Genomic DNA, 19,195 nt, shown 5'->3' on the forward strand with positions numbered 1-19,195 from the left:
CTCGTCGCTGTCGGGCAGGGCGCCATGGTAGCAGAAGTCGGGTCTGCCGAGCCCGTCAGCCGGGGTTGCCGAGCCCTTGCCAGTGCCGCGCACCGACGAAAATGAAGCGCAGCTGCTGGGTGATCTTCTCCTGAGGGGTCAACGCCTGCGGCTCACCCCTTTCCGGCCTGTCGATCAATTCGGGCAAGGTGGCGAACACGGTCTTGACCACCAGGTCCGCCATGACGGTAAGCGCCGCATTGTCCAGGTGCTGCCAACGCTGCATCCGGGCCAGGTCGGTGGCCAGGTCAGCGGTAATGTTTTCCCGCAATTGGGCGATGGCCTGGCGCACGGGCTGCGACCCTCCGTACTGCTCCCGTGCCAGGAATAGAAACTGGGCGCGGTGGGCAGCGACTACATCGAGAAATATACGAACTGACGCATCCGTGATACCGCCCAGCTCGAACTCGTTGTGCCGCACCAGCCGGATGGTCTGGCGGAAGGTATCGTCCACCTCATTGACCAGTGCCAGGCCCAGTGCATCCATGTCCGGGAAATGCCGGTAGAAACCGGTGGGCACGATGCCGGCCGCCTTGGCCACTTCGCGCAAGCTGATGCTGCCAAAGCCACGACCACTCTCCATGAGCAGGCAGGCGGCATCGAGCAGGGCCTGGCGGGTCTGTAGCTTCTGTTCGGCACGCGGCAACATGATGCAGGTTTCTATAAAGGGTGGCTGGGCACTCTAGTTAAAAAAACGAAGCCCGGTCAATGGACCGGGCTCGAAGGGGGAGGTCAGGTAGACGACAGCGCGGTGCGTCTTCCATAAGGTCAGCTCACCCGTGCCGTTTGCGACAAGCGATCTGCACCGCCCTCGGCGACACGGGCGCTGCGCTCGATCAGGCGATCGGAACCCCCTTCGGCAACACGGGCGCTGCGCTCGATCAGGCGGTCGGAACCCCCTTCGGCAACACGGGCGCTGCGCTCGATCAACCGGTCGGAGCCGCCTTCGGCGAGTGTTTCAAGTGGTTGGATGGTTTGAACAGCGCTCGAACGCGATTCGGCCGTCAGGTGCTGCTCGGCACCTGGCAGGGCGAACGCATTGGCTGCAAGCAAGGAAAAGGTGAGGGTCAACAGATGGCGTTTCATGATTCGGTGCTCCTCTGCGGGGCTGGAAAGTGGGTGTGTAGCCAATGCTACGCCTCGCACCTGCACAGAGAAGTTCATCCGGGTAATGGTAGAAATCGACCCCATTGATATCAGGCGTCAAAGGCTCTATTCAGAGCCTTGCAGGGCCGCCGGTGGGCTTGATGGTAGGGGTGCGTAAGGGATGCACCGAGTGAGCATGACGAGCCAAACGCACCCAGACGCGGGAAATTCTTGGCTATCCTCCCCCTGAGATAAAACCCTCACGCCTTTCATCAGTCCCAGATACATGACCCCTCACCGCTACGCTTGTTTTCGCCTTGCCGCATGGAGACTCACGCAATGACGCGCCCCGCCAGAATCATCCTCTGGACCCTGACCACACTGCTGACCGTGCTGGCAATCCTGGTCGTGGTGATTGCCACCTTCGACTGGAACCGCGTCAAGCCGCTGCTCAACGAGAAGGTGTCCGAGGCCTTGCATCGGCCCTTCGCCATCAACGGCAACCTTGCAGTGCACTGGCGCACCGAGCCTGAAGAAGGGGGCTGGCGGGCATGGATACCTTGGCCGCATTTCACGGCTGAAGACCTCACCCTGGGCAACCCGGACTGGCTCAAAGAGCCGCAGATGGTTGCACTGGAGCGCGTGGAGTTTCGCCTGTCGCCGCTGCCCCTGTTGTTTCACCAAGTCAGCATCCCGCGCATCAACTTGACCAAGCCGACTGCCAGCCTGACACGCCTGGCGGACGGCAGGGCCAACTGGAACTTCGACTTCGGCCCGAAAGACGAAAACGAAGCACCGTCCAAATGGGAAATGGACATCGGCGCGATTGGTTTCGACCAAGGTAACGTCAGCTTCGACGACCAGACGCTCAAGGCTCGCATGAAGGTCCAGATCGATCCGCTGGGTAAGCCCATTCCGTTCAGCGACATCGTGGGCAAGGCCACGGCCGAGAAGTCGGCGCCTGCACAGGACTATGCATTCGGCCTCAAGGCGCAGGGGCGCTACAAGGATCAGCCCGTGTCCGGCACTGGCAAGATCGGTGGCCTGCTGGCACTCAAAGCATCCGATCAACCCTTCCCACTGCAAGCGGATGTGCGCATCGCCGACACCCATGTGGTACTGGCCGGTACCCTGACCGATCCGCTCAACCTGGGTGCACTCGACCTGCGACTGCGCCTGTCGGGCGCGAGCCTTGGCAATCTGTTCCCGTTGACCGGCGTGACATTGCCTGACACCCCGGCATATTCCACCGATGGCCACCTTAGCGCCAACCTGCACGCTGAGCAGGGCGCCACCTTCAAGTACCAAGGGTTCAATGGCAAGATCGGTGACAGCGACATTCATGGTGACCTGGCGTACGTCGCCAGCAAGCCTCGGCCCAAGCTCACGGGCAAGCTCGTTTCCAACCAGCTCCTGTTCAAGGACCTGGCGCCACTGATCGGCGCTGACTCCAATGCCGAGCAGAAAGCCCGTGGCGGTGCCAGCAAGCAGCCGTCCGACAAGGTCCTGCCGGTCGAGGAATTTCGTACCGACCGCTGGCGCGCCATGGATGCCGATGTCACCTTCACCGGCAAGCGCATCGTGCACAGCGAGCAGCTTCCCTTCAACGACCTGTCGGCCCACGTGATCCTGGAAGACGGCCTGCTGCGCCTGGAGCCTTTGAGGTTTGGCGTAGCGGGCGGCAACCTGGCATCGCGCATCCGTCTGGACGGCCGCAACGTTCCGTTGCAGGGGCGTGCACGGCTGACCGCCAGGGGATTCAAGCTCAAGCAGCTGTTCCCTTCTTTCGCGCCGATGCAAAGCAGCTTTGGCGAGCTCAATGGGGATGCCGACATTACCGGTAGCGGCAACTCCGTGGCAGCACTGCTCGGTAGCGCCAATGGCGACCTGCGCATGCTGGTCAACGATGGCGCCATCAGCCGCAGCCTCATGGAAATCGCAGGGTTGAACGTGGGCAACTACATCGTCGACAAACTGTTCGGTGATGAAGACGTGAAGATCAACTGCGCCGCTGCCGATGTCGGTATCAAGGATGGCCTTGCCAGCACGCGTCTGTTCATTTTCGATACCGAGAACGCGATCATCTACATCAACGGCACCGCCAACTTCGCCAATGAGCGCCTGGACCTGAAGATCACACCGGAATCCAAGGGGCTGAGGCTGTTCTCCCTGCGCTCGCCGCTGTATGTGCGGGGGGCTTTCGCCAAACCGAGCGCCGGGGTGCAGGCCGTACCGCTGGCGCTGCGCGGTGCCGGCATGGTTGCCCTTGGGGTGGTCGCGGGGCCTGCGGCCGGTCTCCTGGCGCTGGTCGCGCCCAGCAGTGGTGATGATCCCAACCAGTGCACACCGTTGTTGCAGCAGATGAAGGAAGGCAAGGCGCCGGCGGCCGTCAAAGGCCGCAAGTGATGGAAGACGATGGGCGCGGCGGTTCAGAGGTCCTGCCGCGCCCTGCGGCCCTGTTAGCTGCCGAGCTGGAATGCTGGGGGCTGCGCAGCAGCCCCGACCCTCTGAGCTGCCGAGCTGGAATCCCTTGGCGCTGCGTGGCCTGGCAGCCAGCCCAGCACCTCGGCGGGACCGATCACAGGGTTCAGTAACTCAAAGGTCTGGGACAAGACAGTCGGCGCTTCACAATCACCGAGGCTGGGAACGGTCCGATCAGGGCGCCGGACCGACCGCAATGGGCTGCGAAGCAGCCCTGCGTGACGAGCATTACCGCATCAGCGGCCTTGCGTGTTGCGATTGGCCTTACAGACCGTCGAGCAGGTCGGACATGTCATCGGCGTGCTCTTCTTCTTGCGCCAGAATGTCTTCGAAGATACGGCGAGTGGTCGGGTCCTTGTCGCCGATGTACTGGATGATCTCGCGGTAGCTGTCGATGGCGATACGCTCGGCCACCAAGTCTTCCAGGACCATTTCCTTGAGGGTCGCACCTGCCACGTACTGGGCGTGGGAGTTCTTGCTCAGGTTGTCCGGGTTGAAGTCAGGCTCACCGCCCAGTTGCACGATACGCTCGGCCAGCTTGTCGGCATGTTCGGATTCCTGGTTGGCATGCTCCAGGAATTCTTCGGCAGCCACACTGGCCTTGACGCCAGAAGCCATGAAGTAGTGGCGCTTGTAGCGCAGGGTGCAGACCAGCTCGGTGGCCAGCGAATCGTTGAGCAGCTTGATGATGCGCTCGCGATCAGCATTGTAGCCTTCGGTCACTGCACCATTTTCTACATGCTCGCGTGCACGCTGGCGCAGGGTCTGGATATCGGTCATTTCAGTCGTGTTCATGTTTCATCTCCGAAAAGCATCAGGTAGTCGTAGTCAGGTAGCGGAAGCCTTACGCGCCTTTGACGGCCTCGCGGTCTTCTTCACGTTGTTTGCAGGTCTTGAAACCCTTGGCATCCACATGGCCGGTGGCATCGAAGCGCACGTAGTACGGCTGCTGCTTGCCGTCGCGGTTGAGGATGTAATCGTTGCAGGTGCCGCCATTGGGCAGGTCGATGACATTGGACGGGCTGCCGCCGATGGCGATCACGCGCTGCATGGTCATGCCATTTTCGACCTGCTTGACCAGGGGCTCGTTGCGGTAGGTCACATAGTCCACCGGGTTTTCCGGGCGGCTGCCGCATGCCGCCAGGGTGGCGCTGGCCAGAAGGATTGCCAGAGTCTGCTTGAACATCGTCCCGCTCCTTGCACAAAAGGGTATGTGCAGGTTTTGAACCTCACGCAGCGCCAGGAGTTCGATCGAGCTAGCCAATTGCCTGCGTGCAAATGGTTGTCGTGCGCTTGATGGCAAACCGGGCCTCGCGCCAGGCTTGTCTACACTGCTGGTGTCACCGTGCGTTGGGCGCGGGCTCAGGAGAACACGACATGAAACGGCTGCACATTCCGTTGCTGATGGTCGCGCTGATGTTCAGCGCCCAGGGCTTTGCGGCAACTACTACCCAGCAGGAAAAGATGAAAACGTGCAATGCAGATGCCACGGCGCAATCGCTCAAGGGCGACGCCCGCAAGGCCTTCATGAGTACGTGCCTGAAGAAACAGGTGCCACCTACCCAGCAGGAAAAAATGAAGACGTGCAATGCCGACGCCACTGCCAAGGTGCTCAAGGGTGATGAGCGCAAGGCGTTCATGAGTGACTGCCTGAAGAAGAAATGATCGGTGCCTATGCCTGCAGGCCTAACGCTGGCAGACTGCGGATCTTCTTCGCTGGCTGCCGCTGAGGCTGTATGACCTTCACCCCCCGCCAAGTCACCCTGGCAAGTTTGATCATCGTATTCGCAGGCTTGCTGATGGCATTGCCGTTGAAGCTGCTGCCCAGCCTGCTGGCAGGCCTGCTGGTGTTCGAACTGGTCAACATGCTCACGCCGCGCCTGCAGCCGTTGATTGCCGGGCAGCGTGCGCGCTGGCTGGCAGTGGCGCTGCTGGGGACGCTGGTGGTGATCAGCCTTGCGCTGTTGATCGCCGGGGCATTCAGCTTCCTGTTGCATGAAGCGGAAAATCCAGGCGCTTCGCTGGACAAGTTCATGGCGCTGGTGGAGCGGGCACGCGGCCAGTTGCCGCCGTTCATCGAGGGCTACCTGCCGGCCAGCGCGGCAGAGTTCAAAGTGGCGATCGGCGACTGGATCAAGAGCCACCTCAGTGATTTGCAACTGGTGGGCAAGGGCATGGCACACATGTTCGTGACCCTGCTGATCGGCATGATCCTGGGGGCTATCGTCGCCCTGCAGCGCATACCCGACATCTCTCGGCGCAAGCCACTGGCTGCCGCCCTGTTCGAGCGCCTGAGCCTGCTGGTCCAGGCGTTTCGCAACATCGTTTTCGCCCAGATCAAGATTTCCCTGCTCAATACCGCATTCACCGGTATCTTCCTGGCCGTGGTGCTGCCGTTGTTCGGGGTGCATCTGCCGCTGACCAAGACCTTGATCGTGCTGACGTTCCTGTTGGGTCTGCTACCGGTCATTGGCAACCTCATGTCCAACACCCTGATCACCATCGTGGGGTTGTCGTTGTCGGTGTGGGTGGCTGCGGCGGCGTTGGTCTACCTGATCGTCATCCACAAGGTGGAATACTTCCTCAACGCCAAGATCGTCGGGGGGCAGATCAGGGCCAAGGCTTGGGAACTGCTGTTGGCGATGCTGGTGTTCGAAGCGGCGTTCGGCCTGCCGGGGGTGGTAGCAGGGCCGGTCTATTACGCCTATCTCAAGAGCGAGCTGCGCAGGATGGAGCTGGTTTGAATGCGGCCACGGCGGGCCTGCTCAGGGCATAGCAGGGCCGGCGTCAGGCTTGGTCAGGCGGTGTTGACCAGCGCCACCGCCAACGAGGGGCGACCCAAGCGCCCCTTACCCCGGTCATTTCGTCACGCGCCGTAGCGCTTGCGTGCCTCGATGGCCAGCCCACTGCCGATGCTGCCAAAGATGTTGCCTTCCACATGACGTGCATTGGGCAACATCGCCGCCACGCTGTTGCGCAGGGCTGGAATGCCGCTGGAGCCGCCCGTGAAAAATACCGTGTCGACCTGGCCCTGGCTGACCCCGGCCTTGGCCAGCAAGTCCGTGACACTGGCCCGCACCCGTTCCAGCAGGCTTTCGATGGCCATCTCGAACAAGCTGCGAGACAGGTCCACGCCAAGGCCGGGTTCGATGCGGCCGAGGTCGACATGACGACTGGGCTGTTCGGTCAGCTCGATCTTGCTGGCTTCCACTTCCATGGCCAGCCAATGCCCGGCGCGCTCCTCGATGAGCTTGAACAGCCGATCCACGCCGAGGGTGTCCTCGATGTCGTAGCGCATGTTGCCCAGGGCCAGCTGCGACTTCTGTGAGTACAAGGCGTTGATCGTGTGCCAAGTGGCCAGGTTCAGGTGATAGCTGGTTGGCATCAAGGCACCGCTTTTCATGCGGCTGCCATAACCGAACAGCGGCATCACCCCTTGCAGGCTCAGCTGCTTGTCGAAGTCCGTGCCGCCGATGTGTACGCCACCGGTCGCAAGGATGTCGCTCTGGCGCTCGGCTACCGCGTGCCGCTCAGGCGACAGCCTGATGAGGGTGAAGTCGGAAGTACCGCCGCCGATATCGACGATCAGCACCAGTTCCTCCCGGCTGATGCCCGACTCGTAGTCGAACGCCGCAGCGATGGGCTCGTACTGGAACGACACGTCCTTGAAGCCGATCTTGCGTGCTACCTCGGCCAGCGTGTCCTCGGCTTCCTGGTCGGCTGCCGGGTCCTCGTCGACGAAGAATACCGGGCGGCCGAGTACCACCTGATCGAACTCACGGCCGGCCTCGGCCTGCGCGCGGTTTTTCAGCTCACCGATGAACATGCCCAGCAGGTCCTTGAACGGCAGTGCGCTGCCCAGCACGCTGGTGTCGTGCTTGATCAACTTGGACCCGAGCAGGCTCTTGAGCGAGCGCATCAGGCGCCCCTCGTAGCCTTCGAGGTATTCGTGCAGGGCCAGCCGACCGTAGACAGGGCGGCGCTCCTCGATGTTGAAGAACACCACCGAGGGCAACGTGATCTTGCCGTCTTCCAGGGCAATCAGCGATTCCGTGCCCGGTCGGTGCCAGCCAACCGTCGAGTTGGAGGTGCCAAAGTCGATGCCAAGGGCGCGGGCCGGGGATACGTCGGACATGGGGAAAAGGCTTCCGGAGGCAAAACGGCCGCGCAGTGTATGCCAGCTGGCGACAGAATCAAGACCGGTCGTCTGCCATGGAGCAACCCCAAGCGGGCCTTGAAAGGCTATGCTTGATCCCTATCTTCTCCAGCAACACGCACATTCTCACTGGTGATCCCTAGATGGACTTCAAAGACTACTACAAGATACTTGGCGTAGAGCCCACAGCGGACGACAAGGCGATCAAGGCCGCGTACCGCAAGCTGGCCCGCAAGTATCACCCTGATGTCAGCAAAGAGCGCGACGCCGAAGACAAATTCAAGGAAGCCAACGAGGCCTACGAAGTGCTGGGCGATGCGCAGAAACGCGCCGAATTCGATGAAATTCGCAAGTACGGCGGCCAGCATGGTCGGCCATTCCAGGCGCCGCCAGGCTGGGAAAGCCGAGGCGGGGCCGGAGGCGGTTTCGAGAGTGGCGATTTTTCGGACTTTTTCAGCTCGATGTTCGGCGGTCGTGGAGGCAACCCGTTCGGGGGCGCCCGTCAACAACAGCGCAGTGCCGGCAGGCGAGGGCAGGACGTGGAGCTTGAACTGGCGGTATTTCTGGAAGAAACCCTGAGCAAGGAGTCCAAGCAGATCAGCTTCCAGGTTCCGCAAACCAATGCCATGGGCCAGCGTACGGGGTTCACCACCAAGACCCTGAACGTCAAGATCCCGGCCGGCGTGACCGATGGCGAGCGCATTCGCCTCAAGGGCCAGGGTGCCCCGGGTGTCGGTGGCGGTGCCAATGGCGATTTGTTCCTGACCATCCGCATGGCCCCGCACCCGCTGTTCGACGTCGAGGGGCATGACCTGATCATCACCGTGCCGCTGGCGCCTTGGGAAGCGGCCTTGGGCACCAAGGTGGCGGTGCCCACGCTCGAAGGCAGGATCAACCTGACCATCCGCCCCGACAGCCAGAGCGGGCAGCGCCTGCGGGTGCCAGGCAAGGGCCTGGCCGACAAGCATGGCCAGCGCGGCAACCTCTATGCACAGCTCAAGGTCGTCATGCCGACCACCTCTGACGAATCTACCCGGGAACTGTGGGCCAAGCTTTCCGAGAAGGCCGCGTTCGACCCGAGGGCACAATGGAGTAAGTGATCATGAGCAGCACCCTGATCGTTCAACTGGACATGCATACCTTGTGTCAGGAAGCCGACCTTACGGCGGACTGTGTGATCGAGATCGTCGAGCACGGCATTGTGGAGCCAACCGGGCGCAGGCCTGAAGACTGGCTGTTCGACGATAAGGCACCGCTGCTGGCAAGGCGCGCGGCCAAGCTGCACCAGGAGTTGGAGCTGGAATGGGAAGGCGTGGCGCTGGCCCTGGAATTGCTCCAGGAGGTGCAGCAGCTGCGCAACGAGAACAGCATGTTGCGCCAGCGCCTGGGCAGGTTCACGCAGATGTGAGGGGAGTCAGGCGCGGGCAGGGCTGGAGCGCTGGCCTGCGCAGCCTTGTGTCACCGGGCAAGGCTGCGTGAAGGCGGCCTTGCCCAGTGTCATGACAGGTCTGGCTCGGCCCCTGGGTTCAGCACCCGCTGCATGAAGGTCAGGTCCAGCCAGCGCCCGAATTTCACCCCCACCTGCGGCATCTGCCCGGTGACCACGAACCCCAGGCGCTCGTGCAGGTGCACAGACGCTGCGTTGCCGCTTTCGATGGCCGCGACCATGACGTGCTTGCCGCCACCTTGTGCGCGCTCGATCAATGCACGCATCAGCGCCGGCCCAAGCCCTTTGCCGCGCTGATCGCTGCGCACGTACACCGAATGCTCGACCGTGTGGCGGAACCCCTCGAACGGGCGCCAGTCCCCGAACGAGGCGTAGCCCAGCACGTCGGCGCCGTCCACGGCTACCAGTATCGGGTAACCCTGTTGCGCACGGGCGTCGAACCAGGCCTGGCGGTTGGCCAGGTCCACCGGCGTCTCGTTCCAGATAGCCGTGGTGTTGCGCACGGCATCGTTGTAGATGTCGAGGATGGCCGGTAGGTCGGCAGGCAGGGCGTCGCGGATTTCGTGACTCATGGCAGCGTCTCGCAAGGTCGAAGCGTGCAGGTTAAATGGTTACCAGCCCGCGTACACCTTCGGCCTGCATGTTTTCGCCCCGGCCACGCTGTACGATCTGGCCGCGGGCCATGACCAGGTAGTGATCCGCCAACGCTTCGGCAAAATCGTAAAACTGCTCGACCAGCAGGATGGCCATGTCGCCGCGCTGCGCCAGCCGCTGGATCACCGCGCCTATTTCCTTGATCACCGAAGGCTGGATGCCTTCGGTGGGCTCATCGAGAATCAGCAGGCGCGGGCGACTGGCCAGTGCCCGGCCAATAGCCAGCTGCTGTTGCTGCCCCCCGGACAAATCCCCGCCTCGGCGTTGCTTCATTTGTTCGAGCACAGGGAACAACTCGTAGATGAAGGCAGGCACTTCACGTGCCTCGCGCCCCGGAAAGCGTGACAAGCCCATCAGCAGGTTTTCCTCGACGCTCAGGCGCGGGAAAATTTCGCGGCCCTGCGGTACGTACGCGATGCCGGCCTGCACCCGGTGGTGCGGCTTGAGTGCGGTAATGGGCTTGCCTTCCCACTCCACGCTGCCTTCGCGCACAGGCACCAGGCCCATCAGGCAACGCAGCAACGTGGTCTTGCCCACGCCGTTGCGACCCAGCAGGCAGGTGACCTCGCCCAGCCTGGCTTCGAAGGACAGGCCGCGCAGGATGTGGCTGCCGCCGTAGTACTGGTGCAGCGTATCGATCTTGAGCATGCGAGGCTCCTGAAGTAACCGGTTGTGCGACCCCGGTAGCTCACCGGTGTACGCATGATTAAACGTGCACTTGCTCAACGACCGAGGTACACCTCGACCACACGATCATCGGCCTGCACCTGCTCAAGCGGCCCCTCAGCCAGCACCGAACCCTGGTGCAGCACCGTCACATGGTCGGCGATGCTGCCCACGAACCCCATGTCATGCTCGACCACCATCAGCGAGTGCTTGCCTGCAAGCCCCTTGAACAGCTCGGCAGTGAAAGCGGTTTCGGCGTCGGTCATGCCGGCCACGGGTTCATCGAGCAACAGCAATTGGGGTTCCTGGACCAGCAGCATGGCAATTTCCAGAAATTGCTTCTGGCCGTGGGACAGCAGCCCGGCCTGGCGCGAGGCCAGCCCGTTCAGGCGCACGGTGGTCAGGACTTCGTCGATCCTGTCGCGTTGCTCGCTGCTCAAGCGCGACCTCAGGCTCGCCCACACCGACTTGTCGGTCTTGAGCGCCAGCTCGAGGTTTTCGTACAGGCTCAACGCCTCGAACACCGTGGGTTTCTGGAACTTGCGGCCGATACCCGCCTGGGCAATCTGGTATTCGCTCATGCGCGTCAGGTCGAGCGTGTCGCCAAAGTAGGCACTGCCTGCGCTGGGCCGTGTCTTGCCGGTGATCACGTCCATCATCGTGGTCTTGCCGGCGCCGTTCGGGCCGATGATGCAGCGCAGCTCGCCCACGCCGATATACAGCGTCAGCGCATTGAGCGCCTTGAACCCATCGAAACTGACGCTTACCTCTTCAAGGCTCAGCACGGTGCCGTGCCGCGCGTCCAGGCCAGGTACCCGGGCATGGCCCAGGCCTATGGCGTCGCGGCCGATACCCTGCGGGTCGAAGGCAGGTTCGAGCATGAACTCCGGGTGTACCGGGGGCAGGCCTCTCATGGCTGGCTCCTTTTGTTCCACAGGCCGACCAGGCCCTTGGGCAAGTACAGGGTCACGAGGATGAACAGCGCGCCGAGGAAAAACAGCCAGAATTCCGGGAAAGCCACGGTGAACCAGCTCTTCATGCCGTTGATCAGCCCTGCGCCCAGCAGGGGACCGATCAGGGTGCCGCGCCCGCCCAGCGCCACCCAGACAGCGGCCTCGATGGAGTTGGTGGGCGACATCTCGCTAGGGTTGATGATGCCGACCTGTGGCACGTACAACGCGCCTGCCAGGCCACACAGCATGGCACTGAGCACCCATACCAGCAGCTTGAAACCACGCGGGTCGTAGCCACAGAACATCAACCGGTTCTCGGCATCGCGAACGGCTGTCAACAAGCGCCCGAACTTGCTGCGCGTCAGCCGCCAGCACAGGTACAGGCTTGCGACCAGCAGTGCGACGGTGAGCAGGAACAGCACCGCGCGGGTCCCGGGTGCGGCGATGTCGAAGCCCAGCAGGGTGCGAAAGCTGGTGAAACCGTTGTTGCCGCCAAAACCGGTCTCATTGCGAAAGAACAGCAACATCCCGGCAAAGGTCAGGGCCTGGGTCATGATCGAGAAGTACACACCCTTGATCCGCGAGCGGAAGGCAAACCAGCCGAACACCAGGGCCAGCATGCCAGGCGCCAGCACCGCCAGGCACAAGGCCCAGGCAAAGTGCTGGGTCCCTGCCCAGTACCAGGGCAGCTCGCTCCAGGACAGGAACGTCATGAAACCCGGCAGCCCGTCCCCGGCGGCCTGGCGCATCAAGTACATCCCCATGGCATAGCCGCCCAGGGCAAAGAACAGGCCATGGCCAAGCGACAACAGCCCCGCATAGCCCCAGACCAGGTCAAGGGCCAGGGCCACGATGGCGTAACAGAGGATCTTGCCCACCAGTGTGAGCACATAGGCCGACACATGCAGGGCGTGATCGGCGGGCAGCAGTGACAACAGCGGCAAGGCGAGCAGCAGGGTCAGGGCGGCGATACCCAGCGCCAGCGACAGGCGAGGGCCGGCTTTGTGCGCGGCGGTGACAAGCAGTGGCTGGTTCATCAGTCGATCACCCGTCCCTTGAGGGCAAACAGGCCTTGCGGGCGCTTCTGGATGAACAGAATGACCAGCGCAAGGATGAGGATCTTGCCGAGCACCGCACCGATCTGCGGCTCCAGCAGTTTGTTGGCGATGCCCAGCCCGAACGCCGCCCAGAGGCTTCCGGCCAGTTGGCCGACCCCCCCAAGCACCACCACCAGGAATGAATCGATGATGTAGCTTTGCCCCAGGTCCGGCCCCACGTTGCCGACCTGGCTCAAGGCCACGCCGCCCAGGCCTGCGATGCCCGAGCCCAGGCCGAAGGCGAGCATGTCCACACGCCCGGTGGACACGCCGCAGCAGGCCGCCATGTTGCGGTTCTGGGTGACGGCGCGCACGTTCAGGCCCAGACGCGTGCGATTGAGCAGCAGCCAGGTCAGCAGCACCACGGCCAGGGCGAAGGCGATGATCACCAGGCGGTTGTAGGGCAGGATCAGGTTGGGCAGGACCTGGATGCCACCCGACAACCAGGCCGGGTGGCTGACCTCGACGTTCTGTGCGCCGAACAGCAACCGCACAGCCTGGATCAGGATCAGGCTGATGCCCCAAGTGGCCAGCAGGGTTTCCAGCGGCCGGCCGTACAGGTGGCGGATCACCGTGCGCTCCAGCGCCATGCCGACACCGGCACTGACGGCGAACGCCACGGGCAGGGCGATCAGCGGGTAAAACTCCAGGGCGCCCGGGGCGTAGCGCTGCACCACGACCTGCACCATGTAGGTGCTGTAGGCGCCGAGCATCAGCATCTCGCCGTGCGCCATGTTGATCACCCCCAGAAGGCCGAACGTGATCGCCAGCCCCAGCGCCGCCAACAGCAGGATCGACCCCAGCGACAGGCCACTGAAGGCCTGGCCGAGCACTTCACCGACCAGCAGCTTGCGTTTGACCTGGGCCAGGCTGGTTTCAGCGGCGGTACGCACCGTGGGGTCCGTTTCCATCTCTGGTTGCAACAGCGCCTCCAGGCGGGTGCGGGCCGTTGGGTCACCGGTTTCTCCCAACAGGCGCACGGCCGCCAGGCGCACCGACGGGTCGCTGGCACCGAGCTGCAGGTTGGCCAACGCCAGGCCCAAGGCTGCCCGCACGGCCGCATCCGGCTCGCTGGCGTAGCGCCGGTCGAGCAAGGCGACCTGGGCCGGTTGTGCACTCTTTTGCAACTGCCTGGCGGCAGCCAGCCGGGTGGCGCTGTCGTCACTGAGTAACCGGTGGCTGGCCAGGGCATTGTCGATCAGCCCGCGCAGGCGGTTGTTCAGGCGCACCTTGCGGTTGTCGTCCTTGGCAATGCGGCCGGCCTGCAGGTTTTCCAACAGCGCCAGCCGGCCCGGCTCGGGTTGGGCGGCCCAGGTATCGAGCAGGCGCGCCTGCTCGGCGGGCTTGGCGGCGAGGAAAAACTCGCCCTCGCTGGCTTGGGCTGCCATGGGCAGCAGCAGTAGCAGGGTAAGCAGGAATCTGAGCATGAGGCTCTCCTGTAAATCAGCGCTTACGCGCAGGCGTACCCGAACGCCGGGCCGCCTACGGGCGGGCTGCAAAGCAGCCTTGGGCCTCAGTTGCCTTTCACGGCGTAATCAGGGCGCTTGTCGTTGCCTGGGATGAAGGGGCTCCAGGGTTGTGCCCGCAGCGGTTGCTCGGTCTCCCACACCACGCTGAACTGCCCATCGTCCTGGATCTCGCCGATCATCACGGGCTTGTGCAGGTGGTGATTGGTCTTGTCCATGGTCAGGGTGTAGCCCGAAGGGGCCTTGAAGGTCTGCCCGGCCAGCGCTTCGCGCACCTTGTCCACATCGGTGGATTTGGCTTTTTCCGCCGCCTGCGCCCACATGTGAATGCCCACATAGGTGGCTTCCATCGGATCGTTAGTTACCGCCTTGTCGGCGCCAGGCAGGCCTTTGGCCTTGGCATACGCCTTCCAATCAGCGACGAACTTCTGGTTGACCGGGTTATCCACCGACTCGAAGTAGTTCCACGCGGCCAAATGACCCACCAACGGCTTGGTGTCGATGCCCCGCAGCTCTTCTTCCCCCACCGAGAACGCCACGACCGGCACATCGGTCGCTTTCAGGCCCTGGTTGGCCAGCTCTTTGTAGAAAGGCACGTTGGAGTCGCCGTTGACGGTAGAGATGACCGCGGTCTTGCCACCAGCGGAGAACTTCTTGATGTTGGCGACGATGGTCTGGTAATCGGCGTGGCCGAACGGCGTGTAGACCTCTTCGATGTCCTTGTCGGCCACGCCCTTGCTGTGCAGGAACGCACGCAGAATCTTGTTGGTGGTGCGCGGGTAGACGTAGTCGGTGCCCAGCAGGAAGAAACGCTTGGCGCCGCCGCCATCCTCGCTCATCAGGTATTCCACCGCCGGAATCGCTTGCTGGTTGGGCGCAGCGCCGGTGTAGAACACGTTCGGCGACATCTCTTCGCCCTCGTATTGCACCGGGTAGAACAGCAGACCATTGAGCTCCTCGAATACCGGCAATACCGATTTGCGCGACACCGACGTCCAGCAACCGAACACCACCGCGACCTTGTCCTGGGTCAGCAACTGGCGGCTTTTTTCGGCGAACAGCGGCCAGTTGGACGCCGGGTCCACCACCACCGGCTCCAGCATCTTGCCGTTCACCCCACCTTTGGCGTTGATCTCATCGATGGTCATCAAGGCCATGTCCTTGAGCGACGTCTCGGAGATGGCCATGGTCCCGGACAGCGAATGCAGGATGCCGACCTTGATGGTCTCGGCGGCCTGGAGGCTCCAGCTAAGGCCCATCGCCGCCATCGAGGCGCTGAGGGTGAAGGCCTTGATCAGACTGCGTCGCTTCATGTGCTCTCTCCGCTGAGTTGTTGTGGTGTGGGCAGAAGGGCGATTGCAAAGGCTGTGCCGTGGTGCGCAAGGCTGCGGTCTAGAAGGGTTGTGCTTCTATGCAGGGCTTGGATAGGGGCCAGATTGGTGCTTGCGCGACTGGCCTGCACAGGATTGGGTCCAGGGCGGTGAACAGTTTTGACACATAAGCGGTACTTGAGTACCGTTCGGCACCGCAGTAGATTCTGCGACCGGGATTGGCGTCCCGTTTTACAGAGAGATCGAGCATTGACGCTCCTTGCGACTTTGCTCTGCATGGCTGCACCCGTCATGGGCGGAGCCGTGTGTGGGAGCCTTCGGGCTCACCGGTTCTCTCTGCCGGCACGCCAACCCGCACGGCTCCGTCCACCCATATTGGCGTATGGGCTCGGAGCGTCATAAAGAGAGAGCTGCAAGGAGATGCACCATGCTCAAGAAGATCGTTCCAGATCCACCCCGCACATCGCGTTCCGTGACCGCCAGTGCCGATTTCGGCACCTGCAATCAGGCTCATGATCCAATACTGTCGGTTCAGGCTGGAATCGATAGCGAGGATGCACTTGTGTGCGCCGTTGCCGCGCTGAAAGCGGCTTATGAAACCAATGCCGCAGCACTGGAAAGGGTGGGAGAGCCGCTTCGTAGTTTACTGACCGCGACGGAAAACTCGCTAGAGAAAGGCTTGGCCCTGGCCGAGGCAGTGCTCAAGGGGTTGGAGCAAGGCTGAAGCGGCCTGGCTGTTGTGCGCCCATTCGCCAGTTCTGCCTGAGAATGGGCTGCACAGTTTCCTCATCAGTTGCTCGACGACCCACGTACGGCAGTACGCGGCTGGCGCCGGCTACGCACGAACTGGTAGGTCACCGCCAGGATCACAAACCAGATCGGCGTCACCAGCAGCGCCGAGCGGGTGTCGGCTTCCAGGCTCAGCAGCACCAGAATGCCGGCGAAGAACGTCAGGCACACGTAGCACATCAAGCGCCCGCCAGGCATCTTGTAAATCGACTGCTCGTGCAGCGCTGCGCGGTGCTTGCGGTAGCTCAGGTACGACAGCAGGATCAACGTCCAGACGAACATGAACAGCACCGCCGACACCGTGGTGACCAGGGTGAAGGCTTCGATCACGTTCGGGACCAGGTAGATCAGCACCGCGCCGAGCAACAGGCACAGGCAGGAGAAGTACAAGCCGTTGGCCGGCACGGCGCGACGGGACAGTTTCTCGAACGCTTTGGGCGCATCGCCTTCCTGGGCCAGGCCGAACAGCATGCGGCTGGTGGAGAACACCCCGCTGTTGGCAGACGAGGCCGCCGAGGTCAGCACCACGAAATTGATGATGCTCGCCGCCGCTGGCAGCCCTGCCAGCACGAACAGCTCCACGAACGGGCTCTTGCCCGGAACCACGTCGCGCCATGGGGTCACGGCCATGATCGCGATCAGTGCCAGTACATAGAACACGATGATGCGGATCGGGATCGAGTTGATCGCCCTGGGCAGCGTGCGCTCCGGGTTCTTGGCTTCGGCCGCCGTGGTGCCGACCAGCTCGATGCCCACGAAGGCGAACACCGCGATCTGGAACCCGGCGAAGAAGCCCATCACGCCATGGGGGAACATGCCGCCGTCATTCCACAGGTTGGCCAGTTGAGCCGTGCGCCCGCTGGGGGAGGTGAAACCGGTGATGACCATGTACAGACCGGTGGCGACCAGGCCCAGAATGGCGATGATCTTGATCAGGGCAAACCAGAACTCCATTTCGCCGAACAGCTTGACCGTGACCAGGTTCAGCGACAGCAGCACGGCCACGCAGGTGAGCGCCGGTATCCACTGAGGCAGGTCGGGGAACCAGAACTGGGTATAGGCCGCAATGGCCACCACGTCGGCAATGCCAGTGACTACCCAGCAGAACCAGTAGGTCCAGCCGGTGAAGTAGCCCGCCCAGGGACCGAGCAGGTCGGCGGAGAAGTCGATGAACGACTTGTAGTTCAAGTTCGACAGCAGCAGTTCGCCCATTGCACGCATGACGAAGAACAGCATGAAACCGATGATCATGTAGACGAAGATGATCGACGGCCCAGCCAGGCTGATGGTCTTGCCCGAGCCCATGAACAGGCCGGTGCCGATGGCACCGCCAATGGCGATGAGCTGGATGTGTCGGTTGGTGAGGTTGCGTTGCAGGTGTTGATCGTCGGATGGAGTCGGCGCAGTTTGCGTCATAGGCTGCATTCCCTTGTAGAGGTCAGTCGCGTTGGCTGACGTAGCCGGCTAGGCTATCACGCACTGCAAAGGTGCGGGCGTGACAGATCGACACGATATCGTGAGTGCAGGGCGCTTTAGAAATGATCGGGGTCAAGCGTCGGCGCTTTGGACAATAAAGCTGCACCGACCGGCAGGGCCGTGAAACGCTCGGCGGGCCTTTCGGCTCGCCTGAGGTTCCACGACAGCCGCCTACCGTGCCCTATGCCTGCGCCGCCAACCTGGCGCGCCGTACCATCAGGTTGTCGAGTACCCACATCAGCACCATCGACACCCCCACCAAGGGGAAGACGAGCCCCAATGCCAGCATCACCACCACGGCCGTCTTCCAGCGCGGCAGGTCGTGGCGCAACGGGGGGACGCCCAGGCCGCCTTCGGGCCTGCGCTTCCACCACATCACCAAGCCACTGACCGACCCCAGCAGAATCATCAGGCACACCAGCGCAATGACGATCTGGTTCAGTGGGCCGAACATCTTGCCCTCGTGCAGCATGACCCCCAGTTCCGTTGCGCGGGCCACAGGGCTGTAGTCCTGCCAGCGCACATCGGCCAGCACCTTGCCGGTGTACTGGTCCACATGCAGGGTGGCATCGTTGCGTGGATCGTCGGCGAACACCGCAACGGTGAATACGCCGTCGGCCGTGGTAGGCAAGGTAATGCTGTAGCCCGGCTCCACCTGCCGCGCCGTGGCGATGTCCTCGACCTGTTGCACGCCCACGTTCGGTGCGGCCGGTTGGCTGGACAGGGTGTGATGCCCGGCGTGCTCGGCATGGGCGCCGGACTGGGGCATCGGCGTGTTCTCCACGGCCCAGGGTACGGTCTGGCGGTGAGCATGGTTGAGCTCGCGTGCCTGCTGGTCCGACTTTGGCACATCGTTCCACATCGCTACCGGAAAGCGGTTCCACAGGTCGGCATATTGCTTGCCCCAGAACCCGGTCCAGGTCATGCCGCTGAGCAGCATCAACAGCAGCAGCGCCGAGCCCCAGAACCCACTGACCGCATGCAGGTCGCGCCAGAACAGCCGGCCTCGGGCGGCCAGGCGCGGCCACAGTACGCCTGCGCCCAGGCGCCCGCGTGGCCACCACAGGTACAGGCCCGAAACCACCAGCACGATGCCCCAGCCTGCGGCCAGTTCCACCAGGCGATCACCCAGGGTGCCCACCATCAACTCGCCGTGCAGGGCGCGGGCGATGGCTTGCAGGTTGCGCTTGCCGTCCTGCTCGCCGAGGATCTTGCCGCTGTACGGGTCGACGAACACATTCAGCTCGCGCCCGCCGTCGTGCACCACGAACTGCGCACTGCGCTGCGCGTTCAGCGGCGGCAGGTACTGGCCCACATGGCCTTCGGGGTACGCCGTGCGCACCTCGGCCAGCATCACATCGGCCCCTTGGCGATGATGGCCGGCCTCGACCACCATCAGGTCGCGGTACAGCCACGGATCGAGCTGCGGCTTGAACAGGTACACGAGCCCGGTAAGTGCCAGCAGGATCATGAAGGGGGCCACGAACAGCCCTGCATAGAAATGCCAACGCCAGGCCAGGTTGTAGAATGAAACGCGTGTTCCTCTCATGGGAA

The 19,195-nt window shown here is 62.9% G+C and carries 19 protein-coding genes; 6 read left to right on the forward strand and 13 right to left on the reverse strand.

The genetic code is table 11. From position 1 onward, the window contains the following. Nucleotides 1–55 precede the first annotated feature (55 nt). On the reverse strand, nt 56–688 hold the full coding sequence (locus NMB38_RS02335; RefSeq protein WP_027915307.1) for a TetR family transcriptional regulator: 633 nt from the start codon (nt 686–688) through the stop codon (nt 56–58). 119 nt (nt 689–807) lie between these two features. Continuing rightward, nucleotides 808–1,125, reverse strand: a complete 318-nt coding sequence (locus tag NMB38_RS02340) for a hypothetical protein (protein ID WP_027915306.1) — start codon at nt 1,123–1,125, stop codon at nt 808–810. A gap of 339 nt (nt 1,126–1,464) precedes the next feature. Between NMB38_RS02340 and NMB38_RS02345 the strand changes: the two genes are divergently transcribed. Next, a complete protein-coding gene (locus NMB38_RS02345; RefSeq protein ID WP_027915305.1) occupies nt 1,465–3,531 on the forward strand; it encodes an AsmA family protein in 2,067 nt (688 codons plus the stop codon). A 339-nt stretch (nt 3,532–3,870) separates the two neighbouring features. Here the strand turns inward: NMB38_RS02345 and NMB38_RS02350 are convergent, their stop codons facing one another. After that, nucleotides 3,871–4,401: a ferritin-like domain-containing protein gene (locus tag NMB38_RS02350; RefSeq protein ID WP_023534650.1), complete on the reverse strand. Its 531-nt coding sequence runs from the start codon at nt 4,399–4,401 to the stop codon at nt 3,871–3,873. 49 nt (nt 4,402–4,450) lie between these two features. Beyond that, the gene (osmE, locus tag NMB38_RS02355; RefSeq protein WP_027915304.1) at nt 4,451–4,792 is read right to left on the reverse strand and encodes an osmotically-inducible lipoprotein OsmE; all 342 of its coding nucleotides are present in this window, start codon (nt 4,790–4,792) and stop codon (nt 4,451–4,453) included. A 191-nt stretch (nt 4,793–4,983) separates the two neighbouring features. Here osmE and NMB38_RS02360 point away from each other — a divergent pair, with 191 nt between their 5' ends. Together NMB38_RS02360 and NMB38_RS02365 are read left to right on the forward strand one after the other, a co-directional pair. Then, nucleotides 4,984–5,271: a PsiF family protein gene (locus NMB38_RS02360; RefSeq protein WP_027915303.1), complete on the forward strand. Its 288-nt coding sequence runs from the start codon at nt 4,984–4,986 to the stop codon at nt 5,269–5,271. 71 nt (nt 5,272–5,342) lie between these two features. Further along, nucleotides 5,343–6,350, forward strand: coding sequence for an AI-2E family transporter (locus tag NMB38_RS02365; RefSeq protein WP_027915302.1), 1,008 nt, complete (start codon nt 5,343–5,345; stop codon nt 6,348–6,350). 122 nt (nt 6,351–6,472) lie between these two features. Here NMB38_RS02365 and NMB38_RS02370 read toward each other — a convergent pair whose 3' ends face one another. Further along, on the reverse strand, nt 6,473–7,741 hold the full coding sequence (locus NMB38_RS02370; protein ID WP_028687180.1) for an Hsp70 family protein: 1,269 nt from the start codon (nt 7,739–7,741) through the stop codon (nt 6,473–6,475). A 164-nt stretch (nt 7,742–7,905) separates the two neighbouring features. On the opposite strand from NMB38_RS02370, the gene cbpA reads away from it, so the two are divergent. Both cbpA and NMB38_RS02380 read left to right on the forward strand, forming a co-directional pair. Further along, on the forward strand, nt 7,906–8,862 hold the full coding sequence (gene cbpA, locus NMB38_RS02375; RefSeq protein WP_023534572.1) for a curved DNA-binding protein: 957 nt from the start codon (nt 7,906–7,908) through the stop codon (nt 8,860–8,862). 2 nt (nt 8,863–8,864) lie between these two features. Beyond that, on the forward strand, nt 8,865–9,170 hold the full coding sequence (locus NMB38_RS02380; RefSeq protein WP_490805807.1) for a chaperone modulator CbpM: 306 nt from the start codon (nt 8,865–8,867) through the stop codon (nt 9,168–9,170). 89 nt (nt 9,171–9,259) lie between these two features. Here the strand turns inward: NMB38_RS02380 and NMB38_RS02385 are convergent, their stop codons facing one another. The 6 genes from NMB38_RS02385 to urtA all read right to left on the reverse strand — a co-directional run bounded on the left by NMB38_RS02385 (nt 9,260) and on the right by urtA (nt 15,358). Continuing rightward, nucleotides 9,260–9,781, reverse strand: a complete 522-nt coding sequence (locus tag NMB38_RS02385; protein ID WP_111475503.1) for a GNAT family N-acetyltransferase — start codon at nt 9,779–9,781, stop codon at nt 9,260–9,262. Nucleotides 9,782–9,812: 31 nt separating this feature from the next. Next, nucleotides 9,813–10,511 carry an urea ABC transporter ATP-binding subunit UrtE gene (gene urtE / locus NMB38_RS02390; protein WP_027915298.1) on the reverse strand — a complete coding sequence of 233 codons (699 nt, stop codon included), beginning with the start codon at nt 10,509–10,511 and terminating at the stop codon, nt 9,813–9,815. A gap of 74 nt (nt 10,512–10,585) precedes the next feature. Next, complete coding sequence (urtD, locus tag NMB38_RS02395; protein ID WP_286928145.1) at nt 10,586–11,443, reverse strand: urea ABC transporter ATP-binding protein UrtD; 858 nt, start codon at nt 11,441–11,443, stop codon at nt 10,586–10,588. Further along, complete coding sequence (gene urtC / locus NMB38_RS02400) at nt 11,440–12,519, reverse strand: urea ABC transporter permease subunit UrtC (RefSeq protein ID WP_027915296.1); 1,080 nt, start codon at nt 12,517–12,519, stop codon at nt 11,440–11,442. The genes urtD and urtC overlap by 4 nt, the downstream gene beginning before the upstream one ends. Continuing rightward, entirely contained in the window at nt 12,519–14,006 is a 1,488-nt protein-coding gene (gene urtB / locus NMB38_RS02405; protein ID WP_494354883.1) for an urea ABC transporter permease subunit UrtB, read from the reverse strand. The genes urtC and urtB overlap by 1 nt, the downstream gene beginning before the upstream one ends. Nucleotides 14,007–14,092: 86 nt before the next feature. Then, nucleotides 14,093–15,358 carry an urea ABC transporter substrate-binding protein gene (urtA, locus tag NMB38_RS02410; RefSeq protein WP_028687175.1) on the reverse strand — a complete coding sequence of 422 codons (1,266 nt, stop codon included), beginning with the start codon at nt 15,356–15,358 and terminating at the stop codon, nt 14,093–14,095. Nucleotides 15,359–15,803: 445 nt separating this feature from the next. Between urtA and NMB38_RS02415 the strand changes: the two genes are divergently transcribed. Then, nucleotides 15,804–16,100, forward strand: a complete 297-nt coding sequence (locus NMB38_RS02415) for a hypothetical protein (protein WP_027915293.1) — start codon at nt 15,804–15,806, stop codon at nt 16,098–16,100. A gap of 65 nt (nt 16,101–16,165) precedes the next feature. Here NMB38_RS02415 and cycA read toward each other — a convergent pair whose 3' ends face one another. After that, nucleotides 16,166–17,581, reverse strand: a complete 1,416-nt coding sequence (gene cycA / locus NMB38_RS02420; RefSeq protein WP_288502974.1) for a D-serine/D-alanine/glycine transporter — start codon at nt 17,579–17,581, stop codon at nt 16,166–16,168. Between the two features lie 241 nt (nt 17,582–17,822). Then, the gene (locus NMB38_RS02425; RefSeq protein WP_027915291.1) at nt 17,823–19,190 is read right to left on the reverse strand and encodes a PepSY-associated TM helix domain-containing protein; all 1,368 of its coding nucleotides are present in this window, start codon (nt 19,188–19,190) and stop codon (nt 17,823–17,825) included. Nucleotides 19,191–19,195 lie beyond the last annotated feature (5 nt).

The organism is Pseudomonas sp. FBCC-B35, from assembly GCF_059133755.1.

Coding starts and splice junctions, on each gene's coding strand:
- NMB38_RS02360 (WP_027915303.1), top strand. CDS start 4,984: ATGAAACGGCTGCACATTCCGTTGCTGATGGTCGCGCTGATGTTCAGC.
- NMB38_RS02425 (WP_027915291.1), bottom strand. CDS start 19,190: ATGAGAGGAACACGCGTTTCATTCTACAACCTGGCCTGGCGTTGGCAT.
- urtE (WP_027915298.1), bottom strand. CDS start 10,511: ATGCTCAAGATCGATACGCTGCACCAGTACTACGGCGGCAGCCACATC.
- NMB38_RS02335 (WP_027915307.1), bottom strand. CDS start 688: ATGTTGCCGCGTGCCGAACAGAAGCTACAGACCCGCCAGGCCCTGCTC.
- NMB38_RS02350 (WP_023534650.1), bottom strand. CDS start 4,401: ATGAACACGACTGAAATGACCGATATCCAGACCCTGCGCCAGCGTGCA.
- NMB38_RS02415 (WP_027915293.1), top strand. CDS start 15,804: ATGCTCAAGAAGATCGTTCCAGATCCACCCCGCACATCGCGTTCCGTG.
- cycA (WP_288502974.1), bottom strand. CDS start 17,581: ATGACGCAAACTGCGCCGACTCCATCCGACGATCAACACCTGCAACGC.
- NMB38_RS02370 (WP_028687180.1), bottom strand. CDS start 7,741: ATGTCCGACGTATCCCCGGCCCGCGCCCTTGGCATCGACTTTGGCACC.
- NMB38_RS02340 (WP_027915306.1), bottom strand. CDS start 1,125: ATGAAACGCCATCTGTTGACCCTCACCTTTTCCTTGCTTGCAGCCAAT.
- urtC (WP_027915296.1), bottom strand. CDS start 12,519: ATGAACCAGCCACTGCTTGTCACCGCCGCGCACAAAGCCGGCCCTCGC.
- NMB38_RS02345 (WP_027915305.1), top strand. CDS start 1,465: ATGACGCGCCCCGCCAGAATCATCCTCTGGACCCTGACCACACTGCTG.
- NMB38_RS02380 (WP_490805807.1), top strand. CDS start 8,865: ATGAGCAGCACCCTGATCGTTCAACTGGACATGCATACCTTGTGTCAG.
- NMB38_RS02365 (WP_027915302.1), top strand. CDS start 5,343: ATGACCTTCACCCCCCGCCAAGTCACCCTGGCAAGTTTGATCATCGTA.
- urtB (WP_494354883.1), bottom strand. CDS start 14,006: ATGCTCAGATTCCTGCTTACCCTGCTACTGCTGCTGCCCATGGCAGCC.
- cbpA (WP_023534572.1), top strand. CDS start 7,906: ATGGACTTCAAAGACTACTACAAGATACTTGGCGTAGAGCCCACAGCG.
- urtD (WP_286928145.1), bottom strand. CDS start 11,443: ATGAGAGGCCTGCCCCCGGTACACCCGGAGTTCATGCTCGAACCTGCC.
- urtA (WP_028687175.1), bottom strand. CDS start 15,358: ATGAAGCGACGCAGTCTGATCAAGGCCTTCACCCTCAGCGCCTCGATG.
- NMB38_RS02385 (WP_111475503.1), bottom strand. CDS start 9,781: ATGAGTCACGAAATCCGCGACGCCCTGCCTGCCGACCTACCGGCCATC.
- osmE (WP_027915304.1), bottom strand. CDS start 4,792: ATGTTCAAGCAGACTCTGGCAATCCTTCTGGCCAGCGCCACCCTGGCG.